14 protein-coding genes are annotated in these 17969 nt (G+C 48.1%); all 14 read right to left on the bottom strand.

Features of this window, described 5'->3' with window-relative positions:
* Positions 1-5 precede the first annotated feature (5 nt).
* The 14 genes from infB to tsf all read right to left on the bottom strand — a co-directional run bounded on the left by infB (position 6) and on the right by tsf (position 17727).
* Positions 6-2486 (bottom strand): translation initiation factor IF-2, encoded by a 2481-nt coding sequence (infB, locus tag IEX62_RS16820; protein WP_188776697.1) that lies wholly within the window; start codon positions 2484-2486, stop codon positions 6-8.
* The gene (locus IEX62_RS16815) at positions 2461-2802 is read right to left on the bottom strand and encodes a YlxQ family RNA-binding protein (protein WP_188776696.1); all 342 of its coding nucleotides are present in this window, start codon (positions 2800-2802) and stop codon (positions 2461-2463) included. The genes infB and IEX62_RS16815 overlap by 26 nt, the downstream gene beginning before the upstream one ends.
* Positions 2795-3103, bottom strand: a complete 309-nt coding sequence (rnpM, locus tag IEX62_RS16810; RefSeq protein ID WP_188776695.1) for an RNase P modulator RnpM — start codon at positions 3101-3103, stop codon at positions 2795-2797. The genes IEX62_RS16815 and rnpM overlap by 8 nt, the downstream gene beginning before the upstream one ends.
* A gap of 137 nt (positions 3104-3240) precedes the next feature.
* A complete protein-coding gene (gene nusA / locus IEX62_RS16805) occupies positions 3241-4341 on the bottom strand; it encodes a transcription termination factor NusA (protein WP_188776694.1) in 1101 nt (366 codons plus the stop codon).
* A gap of 34 nt (positions 4342-4375) precedes the next feature.
* Positions 4376-4837, bottom strand: coding sequence for a ribosome maturation factor RimP (gene rimP / locus IEX62_RS16800; protein ID WP_188776693.1), 462 nt, complete (start codon positions 4835-4837; stop codon positions 4376-4378).
* A gap of 293 nt (positions 4838-5130) precedes the next feature.
* Positions 5131-9450: a PolC-type DNA polymerase III gene (locus IEX62_RS16795; RefSeq protein WP_188776692.1), complete on the bottom strand. Its 4320-nt coding sequence runs from the start codon at positions 9448-9450 to the stop codon at positions 5131-5133.
* A gap of 144 nt (positions 9451-9594) precedes the next feature.
* Complete coding sequence (gene proS, locus IEX62_RS16790) at positions 9595-11052, bottom strand: proline--tRNA ligase (protein WP_188776691.1); 1458 nt, start codon at positions 11050-11052, stop codon at positions 9595-9597.
* A gap of 261 nt (positions 11053-11313) precedes the next feature.
* Entirely contained in the window at positions 11314-12591 is a 1278-nt protein-coding gene (gene rseP / locus IEX62_RS16785; RefSeq protein WP_188776690.1) for an RIP metalloprotease RseP, read from the bottom strand.
* A gap of 176 nt (positions 12592-12767) precedes the next feature.
* A complete protein-coding gene (locus IEX62_RS16780; protein ID WP_188776689.1) occupies positions 12768-13913 on the bottom strand; it encodes a 1-deoxy-D-xylulose-5-phosphate reductoisomerase in 1146 nt (381 codons plus the stop codon).
* A 41-nt stretch (positions 13914-13954) separates the two neighbouring features.
* Positions 13955-14758 carry a phosphatidate cytidylyltransferase gene (locus IEX62_RS16775; RefSeq protein WP_188776688.1) on the bottom strand — a complete coding sequence of 268 codons (804 nt, stop codon included), beginning with the start codon at positions 14756-14758 and terminating at the stop codon, positions 13955-13957.
* Positions 14759-14811: 53 nt separating this feature from the next.
* Complete coding sequence (uppS, locus tag IEX62_RS16770) at positions 14812-15579, bottom strand: undecaprenyl pyrophosphate synthase (RefSeq protein ID WP_188776687.1); 768 nt, start codon at positions 15577-15579, stop codon at positions 14812-14814.
* 64 nt (positions 15580-15643) lie between these two features.
* A complete protein-coding gene (gene frr / locus IEX62_RS16765) occupies positions 15644-16198 on the bottom strand; it encodes a ribosome recycling factor (RefSeq protein WP_188776686.1) in 555 nt (184 codons plus the stop codon).
* Positions 16198-16926 (bottom strand): UMP kinase, encoded by a 729-nt coding sequence (gene pyrH / locus IEX62_RS16760; RefSeq protein ID WP_188776685.1) that lies wholly within the window; start codon positions 16924-16926, stop codon positions 16198-16200. Before pyrH ends, frr begins: the two co-directional genes overlap by 1 nt.
* Positions 16927-17076: 150 nt before the next feature.
* Positions 17077-17727, bottom strand: a complete 651-nt coding sequence (gene tsf, locus IEX62_RS16755) for a translation elongation factor Ts (protein ID WP_188776684.1) — start codon at positions 17725-17727, stop codon at positions 17077-17079.
* Positions 17728-17969: the final 242 nt, after the last annotated feature.

The raw sequence follows: 17969 nt of genomic DNA, 5'->3' as shown, positions 1-17969 counted from the left end.
CCTCGTTATTTGCGCTCTACAGCTTCCATGATGAAGGCTTCGATTACATCGTTTTCCTTCATATCATTGTAGCCGTCCAGCGTGATACCGCACTCGTAGCCTTGTGCAACTTCTTTGGCATCATCTTTAAAGCGTTTGAGGGAGTCGATTTTACCTTCGAAAATAACGATACCGTCACGGATCAAGCGTGCTTCAGCAGAACGCGTGATCTTACCAGAAGTTACCATACAGCCTGCAATTGTACCTACGCGGCTGATTTTGAACGTATTGCGAACTTCCGCATGTCCAATAACAACTTCTTTGTATTCTGGGTCCAGCATCCCTTTCATCGCCTGCTCGATTTCCTCGATTGCGTTATAAATAACGCGGTGCAGACGAATATCCACTTGCTCTTGCTCAGCAGTTTGCTTCGCTTGAACGTCTGGACGAACGTTGAAACCAATAATGATCGCGTTGGATGCAGCTGCGAGGATAATATCCGATTCGTTGATCGCACCTACGCCGCGGTGGATGATTTTGACGCGTACGCCTTCCACCTCGATTTTTTCGAGCGAGCCTTTGAGAGCTTCGACCGAACCCTGTACATCGCCTTTGATGATGACGTTCAGGTCTTTAATTTCGCCGTCTTTAATGTGCTGGAACAGATCATCCAGCGTAACACGAGTGTTTGCACCCAGATCAGACTGACGCTGTGTGATCGCACGCTTGTCAGCGATCGAACGTGCTTTACGCTCGTCTTCGAATACCATAAACGGATCGCCTGCTTGTGGAACCTCAGTCAGACCTGTAATTTCAACAGGAGTGGAAGGGCCAGCTTCTTTGAGACGACGTCCTTTATCATTTACCATTGCACGGATACGTCCGAAACAGTTACCGGCAACAAATGCATCGCCGACTTTCAGTGTACCGTGTTGTACCAGAATACGAGCTACCGGACCACGACCTTTATCCAGCTCAGCCTCGATAACCGCACCACGAGCGCGCTTGTCAGGGTTAGCTTTGTAGTCGTTTACTTCCGCTACGAGCAGAATCATTTCGAGCAGATCTTCCAGACCGATCTGTTGTTTCGCAGATACGTTAACGAAGATCGTGTCGCCGCCCCACTCTTCCGGTACGAGTTCATACTCGGTCAGCTCTTGTTTTACTTTATCCGGATTCGCACCCGGCTTATCGATTTTGTTGACAGCAACGATAATTGGCAGACCTGCTGCTTTCGCATGGTTGATTGCCTCTACCGTTTGTGGCATAACGCCGTCATCTGCTGCAACTACGATAATCGTAATATCGGTTACCTGCGCACCACGAGCACGCATCGCTGTAAACGCTTCGTGACCCGGTGTATCCAGGAATGTGATTTTCTTTTTGTTGATCTCAACTTGATATGCACCGATGTGCTGCGTGATACCGCCGGCTTCGCCGCCAGTTACGTTAGCGGAACGAATCGCATCCAGCAATGTTGTTTTACCATGATCGACGTGACCCATGATCGTTACAACTGGTGGACGTGCTTTCAGATCTGCTTCATCATCGGTTTCTTCAACCGTTTCAAAACGATCGTCTTCAACCGGGATTTTGATTTCAACTTCAACGCCATAGTCATCAGCAATCAGTTGAATCGTTTCCAGATCAAGCTCCTGGTTGATTGTCGCCATTACACCACTGCTGATCAGCTTCTTGATAACTTCGGAAGCATCCTTATGCAGCAATTTGGCTGTTTCGCCAACCGTCATCTCACCGCGAACGATGATCTTTTTCGGTGTATTGTCGATTTTCTCACGTGGAGGCTGGTTGTTGTTGAAGTTTTTGCCGCCGCGACCTTTACCACGGTTGTTGCGATTACCGCCACCACCACGGTTATTGTCAAAGCGGTTACCACCGCCACCGCCACGATTGTTGCTATTGCCACGGTTGCCACCGCCGCCACTGTTACCACCACGACTGCTGTTACCGCCGCCGCGATTAGCACCGGAGGAATCTCCACCCTGGGATGTTCTTACAGAGCCGGATGGCTGACGGTTTTGGGACGAGCCTGTTTGTGGACGGGATGCAGCGCTTGGCTGACGGTTACCGCCCTGAGAGTTGTTGCTACGGTTACCCTGTGAAGTGGAGCCCTGTCCACTACGGTTACCATTTTGACTAGACGACGAGTTAGAGCGGTTGCTAGAACCGCTTTGGGATCTGTTATTCCCATTGTTTGAGTTGTTCTGAGTTTTTATATCCATACCTACCTGCTTTTCCTGTCTATTTTTTTCCTGCGTCGATTCCGCAGCTTTGACCGTGCCATCCTGCTTATCGGCAGCGCTCGATTTAATATTGTTGAAAAATTGTTCCACTTTTGCAACAGCGCCATCTTCCATGACGCTCATGTGATTGTTGACCGGCACATCCAGTTTTTTCAAGATCGTAATGATTTCCTTACTACTCATATTGAGAGATTTGGCATACTCGTAAACTCTCCGTTTATCCTTCTGCTCCTGTGTACTCAATATATTCCACCTCCGACGAATCCCCTATTCGTTTACGGAGAAGCCCTGCGAACCCTTGATCGGTCAGCGCAATAATCACGCGACCTTCTTTTCCTATGCTGGCACCCAGCTGATCACGGTCATAACCGATCAGCAGAGGAATTTGATAACTACTGCACTTATCGCGAAATTTTTTCTGCGTATTGGCGGAAGCATCACCAGCCAGAATGACGAGCGCAGCTTCACGGGAACGGATGGCCTTGAGCACCAACTCATCCCCGGACAATACTTTTCCGGCACGCATGGCAAGTCCGAGTAGGGATAGTTCGTTATTCATTAGCGTCTCTCTCCTGCACTGAACTTAATTGGTGTTCCACACTGCCCAATTCGCTGGCAAGGCGTTCGTAAATGTCCGCGCTTACCGACACTTTGAGCGCGCGATCAAACGCACGGCTTTTCTGTGCCAATTGGAAGCAAGACTGTGTTGCACATACATAAGCTCCCCGGCCCGACTTTTTACCGGTCAAATCAATCTCAACGTTCTCATCCGGCGTACGCACGATTCGAACCAGGCTTTTCTTCGGCATCATTTGCTGGCAAGCAACACACTTGCGCAGCGGTATCTTTTTTGTCTTCATTTGATAACCAACCCCTTTCATACATATGGACGTCCGGTACAGCTATTCATCCCATGCCACTCTACCCTGAATGAACAGGCAGAGCAGACGTTGGAAAAATAAACCGAAGCATCCAGTCAGGCAGAAAACGGGAAGGCTTAGTCGACCGATACGGAATCCTGATGCATTTCTTCGCCCGTTTCTCTCGGACGTCCAAATTCTTCCTCTGCCTGTGTCTCACTCTTAATATCGATTTTCCATCCAGTCAGCTTCGCTGCCAGACGGGCATTTTGACCTTTGATACCAATCGCAAGCGACAGCTGGTAATCTGGCACGATGACACGCGCCATTTTTTCCTCTTCAAACACTTGCACTTCCAGCACCTTGGATGGGCTGAGTGCATTCGCTACGTATTCCTCAACACTCTCAGAATAACGCACGATATCGATTTTCTCACCGCGCAGCTCGCCTACGATAGTCTGTACACGCAGACCGCGTGGACCTACGCAGGAGCCAACCGGATCGACTTCTGGATTGCGGGAGTAAACGGCAATTTTGGAACGGAAGCCCGCTTCACGTGCAACCGAACGAATCTCAACAACACCGTCAAAAATCTCTGGCACTTCTAGCTCAAACAGACGCTTGAGCAGACCTGGATGCGTGCGTGAAAGCACGATTTGTGGTCCTTTCGTTGTGTTTTCAACCTTTGTGATGTACGCCTTGATGCGCTCATTCATCGTGAATTTTTCGTTTGGCATCAGCTCAGTCAGCGGCAATACCGCTTCTACTTTACCCAGATCCACGAAAATATTACGTGTATCCTGGCGCTGTACAATACCAGTAACGATGTCTTCCTCTTTATCGATAAACGCGTTGTAGATCAGACCGCGCTCTGCTTCACGAATACGCTGTGTAACGACCTGCTTCGCTGTCTGTGCAGCGATACGACCGAAGTCGCGCGGTGTAACTTCAATCTCAGCCACATCTTCCAGCTGGAAATGCGGATTGATGTTATCACGTGCATCGGTAAGCGAAATTTCAGTACGCTCATCCAATACTTCCTCAACAATCATCTTGCGGGCAAATACTTTGATTGCACCGGTATTGCGGTTCATGTCTACACGTACATTTTGCGCCGTGTTGAAGTTACGCTTATAGCTGGAAATCAGGGCCGCTTCGATCGCCTCAAATAGCACGTCCTTGCTAATCCCCTTCTCACGTTCCAGCTCGTTCATTGCCTCGATAAAATCCATACTCATAGCTCTCAAGATCCCCCTTTCAAAAAACCACCGTTTAAAAAATGATTGCCAGTCTGGCGCTGGCCACTTTGTCATATGGAACCGCATAGCGTTTCTTACCCGCTTCAATCAACAGCTCACCTTCATCAAATGAGAGCAACCGTCCCTCAAATTCCTTTGTTCCATCTACAGGCTCGTAAGTCGTGACAAATACATCTTTGCCGACTGCCTTTTGTACATCAGCTTCTTTTTTAAGCGGACGCTCGGCTCCCGGAGAGGACACTTCCAAAAAATAAGGGTCCTTGATTGGATCGTGCTTATCCAGCTGTTCGCTCAGATATTCACTCACCCGGCCACAATCATCGATATCAATGCCGCCTTCTTTATCTACGAATACGCGGAGAAACCAGTTCTTGCCTTCTTTTACGTATTCCACATCGACCAGCTCAAATCCATGCTCCTCCACAAATGGCTGTACCATTTCCTCGACGGTCGCTTTAATCTTCGGTGTGCTCAAACAATCCAACCCTCCATCAACGTAGTATCCGTGTTGGCTGTAAGCCGCCTCGCCCATCATGATTATAATGCCCAGCTTAAAGAAAATCGAACCAGACTTAATGCGCTCGGTTCGATCTTGTGCAGTGCAATTCATGTGAATAGGCGGCTAGCAGCCTCATACCAAACAGTAAAGAGTGGGTTTCCCCACTCTTCACCGGATCGTTATTTCTTTTCTCACTCCTTGGAATTATACCATAATCCCTTAGTGGTGACAAGTAATTCGCCTTGACTACTTGCCCATAACGCCCGCCTTTAAAACAGTGACAACTGGTTACTTTCCGGCAGACCGCGGAAGCAGCCCATCTGCGTCATCAGCTCTACAATCGTCTTACTTGCTTTGGATTTCTGCTGGAAATCTTCAATCGATAGGAACTCGCCATGCTCACGAGAAGCAGCGATATTGCGAGCCGCATTATCACCAATCCCCTGTACGGCAGAGAACGGTGGAATAAGACTTTTGCCATCGACTGTAAAGGAGGTTGCATGCGAGCGATACAGATCGAGCGGCTTAAATGTGAAACCTCGTGCTGTCATTTCCAGTGCCATTTCGAGAATGGACAGCATTGCCTTTTCCTTCGGTGATGCCTGGAAGCCGAGCTGCTCGATCTCTTCGATTTTGCGATAGATCGCTTCATAGCCCTGACAGCATAGATCAATATCAAAGTCCTCTGCACGAACCGTAAAGTAGGTCGCATAATATTCAATCGGATGATACAGCTTAAAGTAAGCGGTACGCACAGCAGAGATAACGTAAGCCGATGCGTGCGCCTTCGGAAACATGTACTGGATTTTGAGACAGGAATCAATGTACCATTGCGGCACCTTGCAGCGCTTCATCTCATCGATCCATTCTGTTGTCAGACCTTTACCTTTACGCACACTCTCCGTAATTTTAAAAGCCAGACTTGCATCCATACCCGCTTTGTAGATCAGGAATAGCATAATATCGTCACGACAGCCGATAACTGTTTTGATCGAGCAGGTGCCGTTTTTGATCAATTCCTGTGCATTACCGAGCCATACGCCAGTACCATGGGATAGACCGGAGATTTGCAGCAAATCGGCAAAGCTTGTTGGTTGTGATTCCACCAGCATCTGACGTACGAACTTTGTCCCCATCTCCGGTACTCCGTATGTGGCAACTGGACTGCGCAGCTGATGCGGTGAAATGCCCAGCGCTTCAGTCGAGTTAAACATGCTCATAACTTTCGGATCGTTCATCGGAATCGTCGTTGGATCGACCCCAGTCAAATCCTGTAGCATCCGCATCATCGTCGGATCATCATGACCGAGGATATCGAGCTTGAGCAGATTCGCTTCAAAGGCATGATAGTCAAAATGTGTCGTTTTCCACTCAGCGCTTGTATCATCAGCCGGATATTGTACAGGTGTAACATCCTCTACATCAATATAGTCAGGCACAACGACGATACCGCCGGGATGCTGTCCAGTGCTACGCTTTACGCCAGTACAACCAGCAGCAAGGCGACTGAGCTCGGCACCGCGCCATTTTTTTTGATGTAGCTCTTCATATTTTTTGGCAAAGCCATAAGCGGTTTTCTCTGCAACCGTACCGATCGTACCTGCACGGAATACGTTTTTCTCACCAAATAGGATCTTCGTATAGTTATGGGCAATCGGCTGATAGTCACCGGAGAAGTTCAAGTCGATATCGGGAACCTTATCGCCCTTAAAGCCAAGGAACGTCTCAAACGGAATATCCTGTCCTTCTCCCTTGAGACGACCGCCACAGTTCGGACATTCCTTCTCTGGCAAGTCGAATCCACTCGGTACGCTACCATCCAGAAACCATTCGCTATGTCTGCATTCCGAATTCACGCAGATATAATGAGCAGGGAGCGGATTAACCTCGGAAATGCCGAGGAAGGTCGCAACGATCGATGAGCCGACCGAGCCCCGTGAACCGACCAGATAGCCGTCTTCATTGGACTTTTTAACGAGCTTCTCCGAAATGAGATAGTTGGCGGAGAAGCCGTATTTAATAATAGGCTCCAATTCCTTTTCCAGACGAGCGACTACAACCTCAGGCAATTCCTCACCGTAGATCGAGCGTGCTGTCGCATAGCAGGTGTTACGAATCTCTTCATCTGCACCTTCCAGATTCGGCGTGAACAGCTTATCCGGGAACAGTGGATATACCTCGAAGCGCTCTGCCAGTGCCTGCGTATTCGTCACCACGACCTCGTAAGCTTTTTCCTCACCAAGGAACTTGAATTCATCGAGCATTTCATTGGTCGTACGGAAATGGGCATCCGGCTTACGCTGATCTTTAAGCGGACTAAAGCCGGTAATCCCATTAATCGTAATATCACGGAAAATTTTCTCCCGTGGCTCCAGATAATGCACATTGCCCGTTGCTACTACAGGCTTATCCAGCTTCACACCCAGATCAACGATCTTTTGTACCGCAATCTCCAGTTCACGTGGTGTACCGACCAGCCCTTTATCGACCAGATGCATATACATCGTCAGTGGCTGAATTTCCAGTACATCGTAAAACTGTGCAACCTCTTCGGCTTCTTCCAGCGTCTTATTCAGTACCGTTTCAAAAAACTCGCCCTTCTCACAGCCCGACATCACGATCAAGCCTTCACGATACTGTGTCAGAACGGACTTCGGTATACGCGGTACACGCTTGAAATATTCAGTATGCGACAGCGATACAAGCTTGAACAGATTTTTCTTACCCTGCTCATTCATTGCATATACGGTGCAATGGAATGGACGCGCATTAGATAGATCCTGACCGACAAAATCATTCAGTCGATCCAAACGAGTCAAGCGTCGCTCCTGCTCTGCATCTTTGAGTAAGCCAAACAGAATACCACCCAGTGCAATCGTATCGTCAATCGCCCGGTGATGACTTTCCAGTGCCACTTTATACTTGGCAGCCAGTGTGTTCAGACGGTGATTTTTCAGCGTTGGATAGAGTAAACGAGCCAGCTCGAGCGTATCGAGAACCGGATTCGTCATCTCAGGCAGATCGTGATTTTTCAATGTCGCCTGGATAAAACCAATATCAAAACGCGCATTGTGCGCAACCAGTATATCGTCTCCAGCAAATTGTACAAATTCACGAATAACCTGATCAATCTCTGGTGCACCGCGTACCATTTCATCGGTAATATTGGTCAATTGCTGGATATTGTATGGAATGCGCTCATGGGGATCAACAAAGGTGGCATAGCGATCAATTTCCTTGCCATCCTGCATTTTCACCGCTGCAATCTCGATAATTTTATTTTGTGTAATCGACAAACCTGTCGTCTCAATATCGAATACGATGTAAGTCGCTGTTTTCAATTCTAGTGGTTGTGGATTCAGTACAATCTCGGTCGAGTCGTTCACGACGTTGGCTTCCAGACCGTAGATTAGCTTCACACCATGCTTTTTCGCTGCTTTAGCAGCCTCAGGGTAACATTGCACACCGCCATGGTCTGTCACTGCAATCGCAGGATGTCCCCAATCGGCAGCCGTTTTTACATATTTATCAATCGTCGTTACCGCATCCATCGTGCTCATAGTCGTATGCAGATGGAATTCGACACGCTTTTCAGCAGCATCGTCCTTGCGTCCTGGTGGAGCTTTGATTTCTGACAGATCGGACGGAATCATTGCCAGCTCTGGAATTTGCATAAAACGGTCATACTCGACACGTCCACGCGCTTTCACCCATTTGCCATTAGCAAGCAGGCTCATAATTTTCAAATCGTCCTTCGTCTTCGCAAACATCTTCATTTGCAACGAATCGGTAAAGTCTGTAATAAAGAACGTGAACAGGGTGCTACCATTACGTAGCTCCTTGCTATCCAGACCGAAGATCGTACCTTGAACGATAATCTTCTTCTCTTCATCCTGAAGTTCCTGCAATGGTACAGCAGGCTCCTTAATCTCATAACCGACCTGTAGACGAACTGGCTCGCCATCCTCGTCCACTTCTTCCTCCAGCTCAGATTCCATACTGGTCATGATCCGTTCAATCTCCTGCAATTCCTCCTGGCGCCGTTTTTCATGAAACGCCTGTACATCCTCGGAGGAGCTTTCGCCTACTTCGATTTTGATACGTAGTGCTATATTAAAATAATCGTCGTAAAACTTGACGATCGCTTGATCGATTTGCTTCTTTTTCGCCAGCTCCAGCGCCATATTATCACTCATCGTGAGTGTAAGCACATCGCCTGCCAGAGCAAACTTCGCCCGTGTCATCCAGCCATTGACCGATGGAATCTCGCGCTGTACCCACTCCAGAAACAGCGACCAGTATTCTTCAATAATCTGTACCGGATCAACTGACTCGCTATAGTGAAAACGAAACCGTATTTTCGCGATATGTGCCATCTTGTCCTGAATATGCCGACAAAAGGTCCGATAGGTTACCGAGGGTACCAGTGTCTCCTTGGCAATGATCAGTTTCCATTCCTTATTCGTGCGGCTGACCTCCACTTGCTCGATCGCTCCATCCGCAAAATAGGGCTCCATCAGACTGGCAGGCACTTCAGCCTGTTTCATCAGCAGCTCAAAACGTTGTCTTCTTTCTCCGCTTGCGCTCATGAGGTCCCCCTTCAAAAAAGCGGCAAGCCTCCTGACCATTCGGTGCCGGACATCACGTCCACTCCGTTTGACGGAAGCTTGCCTGCTTGAGTTCTGCTTGCTTGTATAGCCAGATTCAAATCGCTCAATCAGGCTTCAATCTTATTAATACGCTCGTGCAAATACAACCGTATGCTTCGCTGGCTGACCTGTTACGAGACATGTTTCTTTTTGCACATCGAGCTTGAATGGAATATTACGAATCGTTGCACCTGTTTCTTCTTTAACGAGACGCTCCGTTTCATCTGTACCATCCCAGCCTGCGATAAAGAAGCCACGCTTCTCTTCCATGATCGCTTTCATTTCATCCAGCGTATCGACAACATGCATGTTCTCCTCGCGGAACGATAGTGCACGGTTGTACATTTCCTGCTGTACTTGATCCAGCATCGTTTGAACTTCTTCTACGATGTTGTCCAGTGGTACCTGTTTCTTCTCACCTGTAATACGGGAAACGAGTACGCAAACGCCGTTTTCGATATCACGTGGTCCAACTTCCAGACGAACTGGAATCCCGCGCATTTCGTATTCGTTGAACTTCCAGCCTGGACGAACATCCGCGCGATCATCGATACCGACGCGAACGCCTGCTTTTTTCAGTTCAGCAAACAGCTCATCTGCACGTCCAACGACCATATCGCGTGTTTTTGGTGGGCCGATTGGAATAATCATGACTTGCTTTGGTGCTACCTTTGGTGGCAGTGCCAATCCGCGGTCATCACCGTGTACCATAATCAGTGAGCCGATCAGACGAGTGCTTACACCCCAGGATGTTGTATGTGCATATTCCTGTGTATTGTCGCGGCTCAGGAATTGAATTTCGAACGCCTCGGCAAAGTTAGTTCCCATATAGTGAGAAGTACCTGCTTGTACAGCGCGTCCATCCTTCATCATCGCCTCGATGGAATATGTAGCTTTTGCTCCAGCAAATTTCTCAGATGGGCTCTTTTGACCCTTAATTACTGGAATCGCCAGGAATTCCTCAACAAATTCAGTGTATACATCCAGCATACGCATCGTTTCTTCCATTGCGTCTTCCGCTGTTTCGTGTGCCGTATGACCTTCCTGCCACAGGAATTCACTTGTACGCAGGAATGGCAATGTACGCTTTTCCCAACGTACTACGTTTGCCCACTGGTTGATCAGGACTGGCAAATCACGGTAGGATTGAATCCATTTGGAATACATATGACCAAACATCGTTTCCGAGGTTGGACGGATCGCCAAACGCTCTTCCAGCGGATCGCCACCAGCTTCTGTTACCCACGGCAGCTCAGGATTGAAGCCTTCTACGTGCTCTTTTTCTTTTTCAAAGAAGCTTTCTGGAATAAAGAGTGGGAAATACGCATTGCGGTGACCGGTTTCTTTGAAACGACGATCCAGATCTCGCTGAATATGCTCCCAAATTTCATAGCCATCTGGACGGAATACGATACAGCCGCGTACCGGTGAATAGTCCATCAGATCCGCTTTTTTGATCACGTCAATGTACCAGCGCGAGAAGTCCTCGCTCTGTGGTGTAATTTCTGTTACAAATTGTTTGTCCTGCTTTTCGTTCGACATAAAAGTGGATATCCTCCCGTAAGTGACCCGTAATTAAAATGGGCGACCGCTATCATCGACACGGTGCCTCTATTGTTGCAGCTGATCAGGACATCTTGCCTTCGCATGTAGATATTCCTGTTTGTTCATCTATTGTAGCATGATTCATTATTTTTTTTGAAGATGTTCCGCAAAAGAACAATAGAAATACAGGCAAACAACAGCCAGGCACAACGCTCATGCTGCTGCACGTTGTGCCTGGCTGCCATGTTGATCTGTTCATTAGCCTTTAATCAAACGCAAAATATCGTTATACGTGACTGCAATCATCAGCAGGAACAGCATCGCAAAGCCAATAACATGCACGAGACCTTCCTTGCTCGGCTCGATTGGCTTACGGCGAATCCATTCAACGAAAATGAAGATCAATCGACTACCATCCAGGGCTGGAATCGGCAACAGATTGAAAATACCTAGGTTCGTACTAATCAATGCTGTCCATAAAATCATACTTGCCAGTCCTTGACGAGCGACCTGCGCGGTCATATCTACGGTGCCGACCGGTCCAGCCAGATCATTGATCTGGAACTGACCAAAGATCAGCTTTTTCAGTCCGCCCAGAATCGCTGTGCTCATATCGACAAACTGATGTCCTGCCTGAGTGAACGTTTCCGTAAAGCCAGCTGGACGTGTTTGCGGAGATACAGAGACACCCACCTTACCGACATTATTACTATTCGGATCAGCTTTTGGTGTGACATTGATCGTTTCCTGTTGACCGTTACGCTCAATCTTCCACTCCATCGCTTTGCCTGGAGATTGCTCGATCATACCGATCATTTTAGCCGAGTCGCCGCCGATGCGAACGCCGTTAATTTCTTCAACGATATCGCCCTTTTGCAAGCCAGCAACCTGTCCAGCAGACGCTTCAGTTACCTGTCCAAGCACAACGCCCTGTGGATTATCGACTGGAACACCTGTCATTCGTACGAAGATGATACACAGTACGAATGCGAGAATAAAGTTCATCGCAGGCCCAGCGAAAATCGATAACGCACGTTGTCCAACCGATGCACTGTTAAAATGACGGTTGCGCGGTGCGATCTGAATCTCCTGACCTTTGACGGTCATCATGGCCTGTGGATGTACAGCGAAGGTCTGCACCTCGCCATCTACATCCATTACGATGCGCAGATCATCCACCAGATCGATCGACTGCACTTCGCCGCGAATGACATTACGACGGTTATCGAGCTGATCCACAAAGATCGATTTGACCTGATCACCGGCTGTACGTACAGCGATGGTCTGACCCGGCTGAATATCTGCTAGCTCTGGGTCTTCGCCTGCCATACGCGCATAACCACCAAATGGCAGCAGCCGTAATGTGAATACCGTCTCATCCTTTTTATATGAAAACAGCTTGGGTCCAAACCCGATTGCGAATTCGCGTACAAGTACCCCGGCACGTTTGGCAAAGAAATAATGTCCCCATTCATGCACCGTGACAATGACGAAAAACATGAGTACCGTCATGATTATTACTTGAATTGTCTCCAAATTGCCAAATCCTCCTTCATATGCTTGCGACCGAAGTCTGTAAGACCGGATAGTCTGTACGTTCTTAGATTATCACTTTTGTAAGTCCGGTTACAAGCAGCGGCAGTACAGTAGAATGAAATTTTTTCCATATCTCATTCTAGCACTCCTTCTGCCGCTTGGAAGACCGTGTGGAATTAGGCAAAAGCCTTCGCTGCACGCGCTCTGGTCAAACGATCCACCTCATGAATCGTCTCTAGATCGGGTGCTGCAATCGTCTCGTGCTGCTCCAATGCATCCGCAATAATATCCTCAATCGTTAGAAATGAAATCTCACCCTTTAAGAAACGAGCAACAGCGATTTCATTCGCTGCATTGAATACCGTTGGCGCGGTTCCGCCAAGACGTCCGCTCTCAAAAGCCATTCGCAGACATGGGAAGCGTTGCTCGTCCATTTCGCGAAAGGTCAGCTGTCCAATTTTCGCCAGCGACAAGCGCGTAGAAGGAGAAGGCTGACGATCTGGATACGTGAGTGCATATTGAATCGGCACTCGCATATCTGGATTGCCCAGCTGAGCGATAATACTCGTATCCACGAATTCTACATAGGAATGAATAATACTTTCCGGGTGCAATACAACTGAAATACGCTCATACGGCATATCAAACAGCCAGTGTGCCTCAATCACTTCAAGCCCTTTATTCGCCATCGTGGCCGAATCAATCGTGATTTTGGCACCCATTGACCAGTTGGGATGCTTGAGTGCATCCGCTACAGTAACGTCGCGTAGCTGCTCGCGTGTACGATCACGGAACGAGCCGCCAGAAGCCGTTAAGGTTAACTCAGCAATACGCTCACGTGGCTCACCATTCAGCGATTGAAAGATTGCAGAGTGCTCGCTATCAATCGGTAGCAAGGCAACGCCCTTCTGACGCGCACGCTCCGTCACAATATGACCTGCGGTTACCAGTGTTTCTTTGTTCGCAAGACCGATCGTTTTGCCAGCATCAATCGCTGCCAGTGTCGAAGGCAACCCCATACTGCCCATTACTGCGGTAACGACCGTATCGGCATCCGTACCCGCAGCTACTTCGATCAGCCCCTCATCTCCGTAATGAACGGCGATCTCCTGTGGCAATCGGGAGCGAAGCTGCTCAGCCAGCTCGCGATTTGCAACCGATACAAGACGTGGACGAAATTCCAGCGCTTGCTCGGTGACCAGATCAATATTGCTACCTGCTGCAATACCCTCTACAGCAAATTGCTCGGGATGCGCACGTACGACATCCAGTGTTTGTGTACCAATCGAGCCAGTCGAACCCAGAATTGCAATCTTTTTCATGATGGCCTCCATCGTCGATTCCAGTATTGTACCTGTTCTATTTATTGAAATGGCATCAGCATCAGGATGTGCACAAATGGGAATACCATCAGCCAGCTATCACAGCGATCCAATATCCCGCCATGCCCTGGCAATAGCTTGCCCGAATCCTTGATGTTATAGATGCGCTTATATGCAGATTGAATTAGATCTCCCATCTGTCCGACTACAGCTGCTGCCAGACCGATAAGAAGAGCATTCCAGAGTGGAAGAAGCGTTGGCGACACAAGCGAGAACACAACCGCTGCCACCATTGCAAAAAAAATTCCACCGATCGCTCCTTCTATCGTCTTATTTGGACTGATCGAAGGCCAGAGCTTGTTTCTGCCAAGCGTTTTCCCTGTAAAATACGCTCCAATATCACTCGCCCAGATCGAGCATAATAGCATAAATGTCCAGAACAAGCCGTGTCCGTCCGGTGCCTGCCTCGTATCCGCGATGTAGGTAAAGCCCATCCCCACATAAAACGCCCCGATGAACAGCATAGCCATCAGCTTAATATCCAGGCGATTTTTGGAGATGACGGTTATGGATAGCAGAAGCAGCATAACGACCCATATCATATGGTCAACGGACAATGGCGGTGTCAGATCCATTAGTGTCCAGGGAAAAAGCATATATGCGACACTAATGTAACCGATCACCGCCGGTGCTCCGAATGGAGCCGCCTTTGTCATCGTTACAAACTCATAATATCCGACCAGTGCCATCGCCAGGAGAAAGGCTTGATACGCATACCCTCCAGCCAGACAAAATCCCAGATATAAGATTGCGGCTAAAAGCCCCGTGATTATCCGCTCTTTCACAATTTATCCTCCATCCGAAACAACATGGGCGGCCCGCTCACCGGGATTACGGCTTATAAGCCGCCATATCTGCGTATTCTGCGCTGATACTCCGCTACTGCTTCAATCATATGCTCCTTGCTAAATTCCGGCCAATAGATGGGTGTAAACCAGAGCTCACTATATGCTAGCTGCCATAGCATAAAATTACTCAGTCTAAGCTCTCCACTTGTGCGGATCAATAGATCGGGATCAGGCAAACCGGATGATTGCAGCACCTCGCCAAATGTATCTGGCGTGATCTCATCTACGGATATCGAACCTTCCTGTACAGCCTGCACCATTTTCTTCACACCTTCGGTAATTTCAATCCGACTACCATAGTTTAGCGCAAAGGTGAGCACCAGTCCGGTGTTGTGTTTCGTATCGCGGATAGCTTTTTCAAGCGGCTCCAGCGTATAAGCAGGCAGTATACTTTTATCACCCATCAGGCGAACCTGTACATTTCGCTCTACCAGTTCATCCAGCTCGGTTGCCACAAATTCAGCAGGCAGCTTCATCAAAAACTCCACCTCATCCTTTGGGCGCTTCCAGTTTTCAGTGGAGAAAGCATACATCGTCAAATACTTGACCCCAAGCTCATCAGCTGCAATCGTTGCACGCTTGACTGCTTTCATCCCGTTTTGATGCCCGATCACACGTGGCATGCCGAAGTTTTTTGCCCAGCGTCCATTTCCGTCCATAATAACGGCAATATGCTGTGGAATATTATCCGGCGACAGCTCGCTGGATTGACCCTGTTCATCTTTATCCAACCACGAGCGAACAACACGCTTGAACATTGCTTTTCCTCCATACGGTGTGAAAAGAGACAAACCCCACCAGGTTGGAGGGGTCGCCAGTCTCTTACACTTCCATGATCTCTTTTTCTTTCGCAGCAAGTACATTGTCGACTTCCTTGATGAATCGGTCCGTCAGCTTCTGTACATCCTCCTGATGACCATGTGACTCATCTTCAGAGATATCTGTTTTTTCAAGCTTTTTAATATCATCATTCGCATCACGGCGAATGTTACGAATCGCTACTTTTGATTCTTCACCGAATTTCTTCGTCAGCTTCACCAGCTCTGTACGACGCTCTTCAGTCAGTGCCGGAATTGACAGGCGGATAATGTTACCATCATTCGCAGGTGTCAAGCCGAGATCCGACTTCATGATCGCACGCTCGATATCGCTCAGTGACGTTTTGTCCCACGGCTGAATGAGCAGTGTGCGTGGGTCTGGTGTGCTAATGTTAGCCAGCTGGTTTACCGGTGTCATCGCACCGTAGTATTCCACCTGTACACGATCCAGAATGGATGGAGTTGCACGGCCTGCACGCAATGTTGCAAGGTCACGGCCCAGCGCCTGGATTGCTTTCTCCATGCGTTCTTCTGCGCTTTTCTTGATCCCTTGTGGCATTAATCTACACTCCCTTTAACGATAGTTCCGATTTTTTCACCCAGTACAACGCGTTTGATATTGCCTTGCTCTGTAATAGCGAAGACAATCAAAGGAATATTGTTATCCATACACAGTGAGGAAGCTGTCGAATCCATAACGCCCAGATTCTGATTCAGCACCTCCATGTAGGTGAGTTGCTCGAATTTTTGTGCAGTCGGGTCCTTGAACGGATCTGCCGAGTACACACCATCAACTTTGTTTTTCGCCATCAAAATAACTTCTGCTTCGATCTCAGCTGCACGCAGTGCTGCTGTTGTATCTGTGGAGAAGAATGGATTACCCGTACCTGCCGCGAAAATGACAACACGTCCCTTTTCCAGGTGACGAATCGCTCTACGACGAATGTAAGGCTCGGCAATCTGCTGCATTGCGATGGAAGTCTGTACACGCGTAGGAACTTCGATCTGCTCCAGCGCATCCTGTAGTGCCAGTGAGTTCATCACTGTAGCCAGCATGCCCATATAGTCAGCCGTTGCACGGTCGATCCCGTTCTGGCTGCCTGCAATCCCGCGCCAGATATTCCCGCCGCCACATACGACTGCAACTTCTACACCCAGCTCGACAACTTCCTTGATTTGCTCGGCGATCGACGAGATCATATCAGATTCGATACCATATCCCGTTGTTCCCGATAACGACTCACCACTGACCTTCAGGACCACTCTTTTAAATACAGGCTTATTCAAAATGCATACCCTCCACTTTGTGAATTTAGTTATGTTAGCCGGAGCGACTTTTCTATAGGATTTTACAAAAGAAGGAACACAGTCTGTGTCCCCTCCCTTGTTTGTATTCCCGAATTGTGATCCGGTATGGTTATCTTCAATGATTGAAGATTAGCGTTTAACCTGTGCCATAACTTCTTCAACAAAGTTATCTTCTTTTTTCTCCAGACCTTCGCCCAGCTCGAAACGAGCGAAACGACGGATCGAGATGTTTTCACCGATTGTGCTGATTTTTTCGTTCAGCAGTTGGCTGATTGTTTTGTCTGGATCTTTAACGAAAGATTGCTCCAGCAGGCAGTACTCTTCGTAGTACTTGTTGATGCGACCTTCAACCATTTTCTCAACGATTTTCTCAGGCTTGCCTTCGTTCAGCGCTTGAGCTTTCAGGATTTCTTTTTCTTTCTCGATTGCTTCAGCTGGAACTTCTTCACGACGAACGTAAAGTGGGCTAGCTGCTGCGATTTGCATAGCGATATCGCGTGCGAAGTCTTTGAACTGATCTGTTTTACCAACGAAGTCAGTTTCACAGTTGATTTCTACCAGTACGCCGATACGACCACCAGCGTGGATGTAGGATTCAACTGTACCTTCAGTTGCTGCGCGGCCAGCTTTGTTTGCTGCTGCGGACAGACCTTTTTCACGAAGAACGTCAATCGCTTTTGCGATGTCGCCGTTTGTTTCTTCCAGCGCTTTTTTGCAATCCAGCATACCTGCGCCTGTTTTTTCACGAAGCTCTTTTACTGCGCTTGCGTTAACTGCCATTAGTGTAACCTCCATATAGTTGAGAATAGAATATAAGTACCTTGCGTACTAAATCGGTTCAAGCAATGCCAGCCAACCGTTCTGCAAGTATTGTAGCTTCTTCCTAAGGATGCACATCCAGTAGAAGCTTACCATATTTCATCAGGAAATAAAATTCCCGACACCTTAAAAAAAGGGCAGTGAAAGGTTTTACACCTGCCAGCCACCCTTTTATTTTGCATAACGTGAATTTCTTATCGATA

Origin of the sequence: Paenibacillus hunanensis, from assembly GCF_014645615.1 — a bacterium.
Classification (GTDB): Bacteria; Bacillota; Bacilli; order Paenibacillales; family Paenibacillaceae; genus Saccharibacillus; species Saccharibacillus hunanensis.
The sequence above is the reverse complement of the archived record's forward strand: the minus strand, read 5'-3'. Positions and strand labels throughout refer to the sequence as shown.

Bases quoted from the DNA above. Each gene is read 5' to 3' on its own strand.
- IEX62_RS16815 (WP_188776696.1), bottom strand. From the start codon at position 2,802: ATGAATAACGAACTATCCCTACTCGGACTTGCCATGCGTGCCGGAAAA.
- rnpM (WP_188776695.1), bottom strand. From the start codon at position 3,103: ATGAAGACAAAAAAGATACCGCTGCGCAAGTGTGTTGCTTGCCAGCAA.
- nusA (WP_188776694.1), bottom strand. From the start codon at position 4,341: ATGAGTATGGATTTTATCGAGGCAATGAACGAGCTGGAACGTGAGAAG.
- IEX62_RS16795 (WP_188776692.1), bottom strand. From the start codon at position 9,450: ATGAGCGCAAGCGGAGAAAGAAGACAACGTTTTGAGCTGCTGATGAAA.
- proS (WP_188776691.1), bottom strand. From the start codon at position 11,052: ATGTCGAACGAAAAGCAGGACAAACAATTTGTAACAGAAATTACACCA.
- IEX62_RS16780 (WP_188776689.1), bottom strand. From the start codon at position 13,913: ATGAAAAAGATTGCAATTCTGGGTTCGACTGGCTCGATTGGTACACAA.
- uppS (WP_188776687.1), bottom strand. From the start codon at position 15,579: ATGTTCAAGCGTGTTGTTCGCTCGTGGTTGGATAAAGATGAACAGGGT.
- frr (WP_188776686.1), bottom strand. From the start codon at position 16,198: ATGCCACAAGGGATCAAGAAAAGCGCAGAAGAACGCATGGAGAAAGCA.
- tsf (WP_188776684.1), bottom strand. From the start codon at position 17,727: ATGGCAGTTAACGCAAGCGCAGTAAAAGAGCTTCGTGAAAAAACAGGC.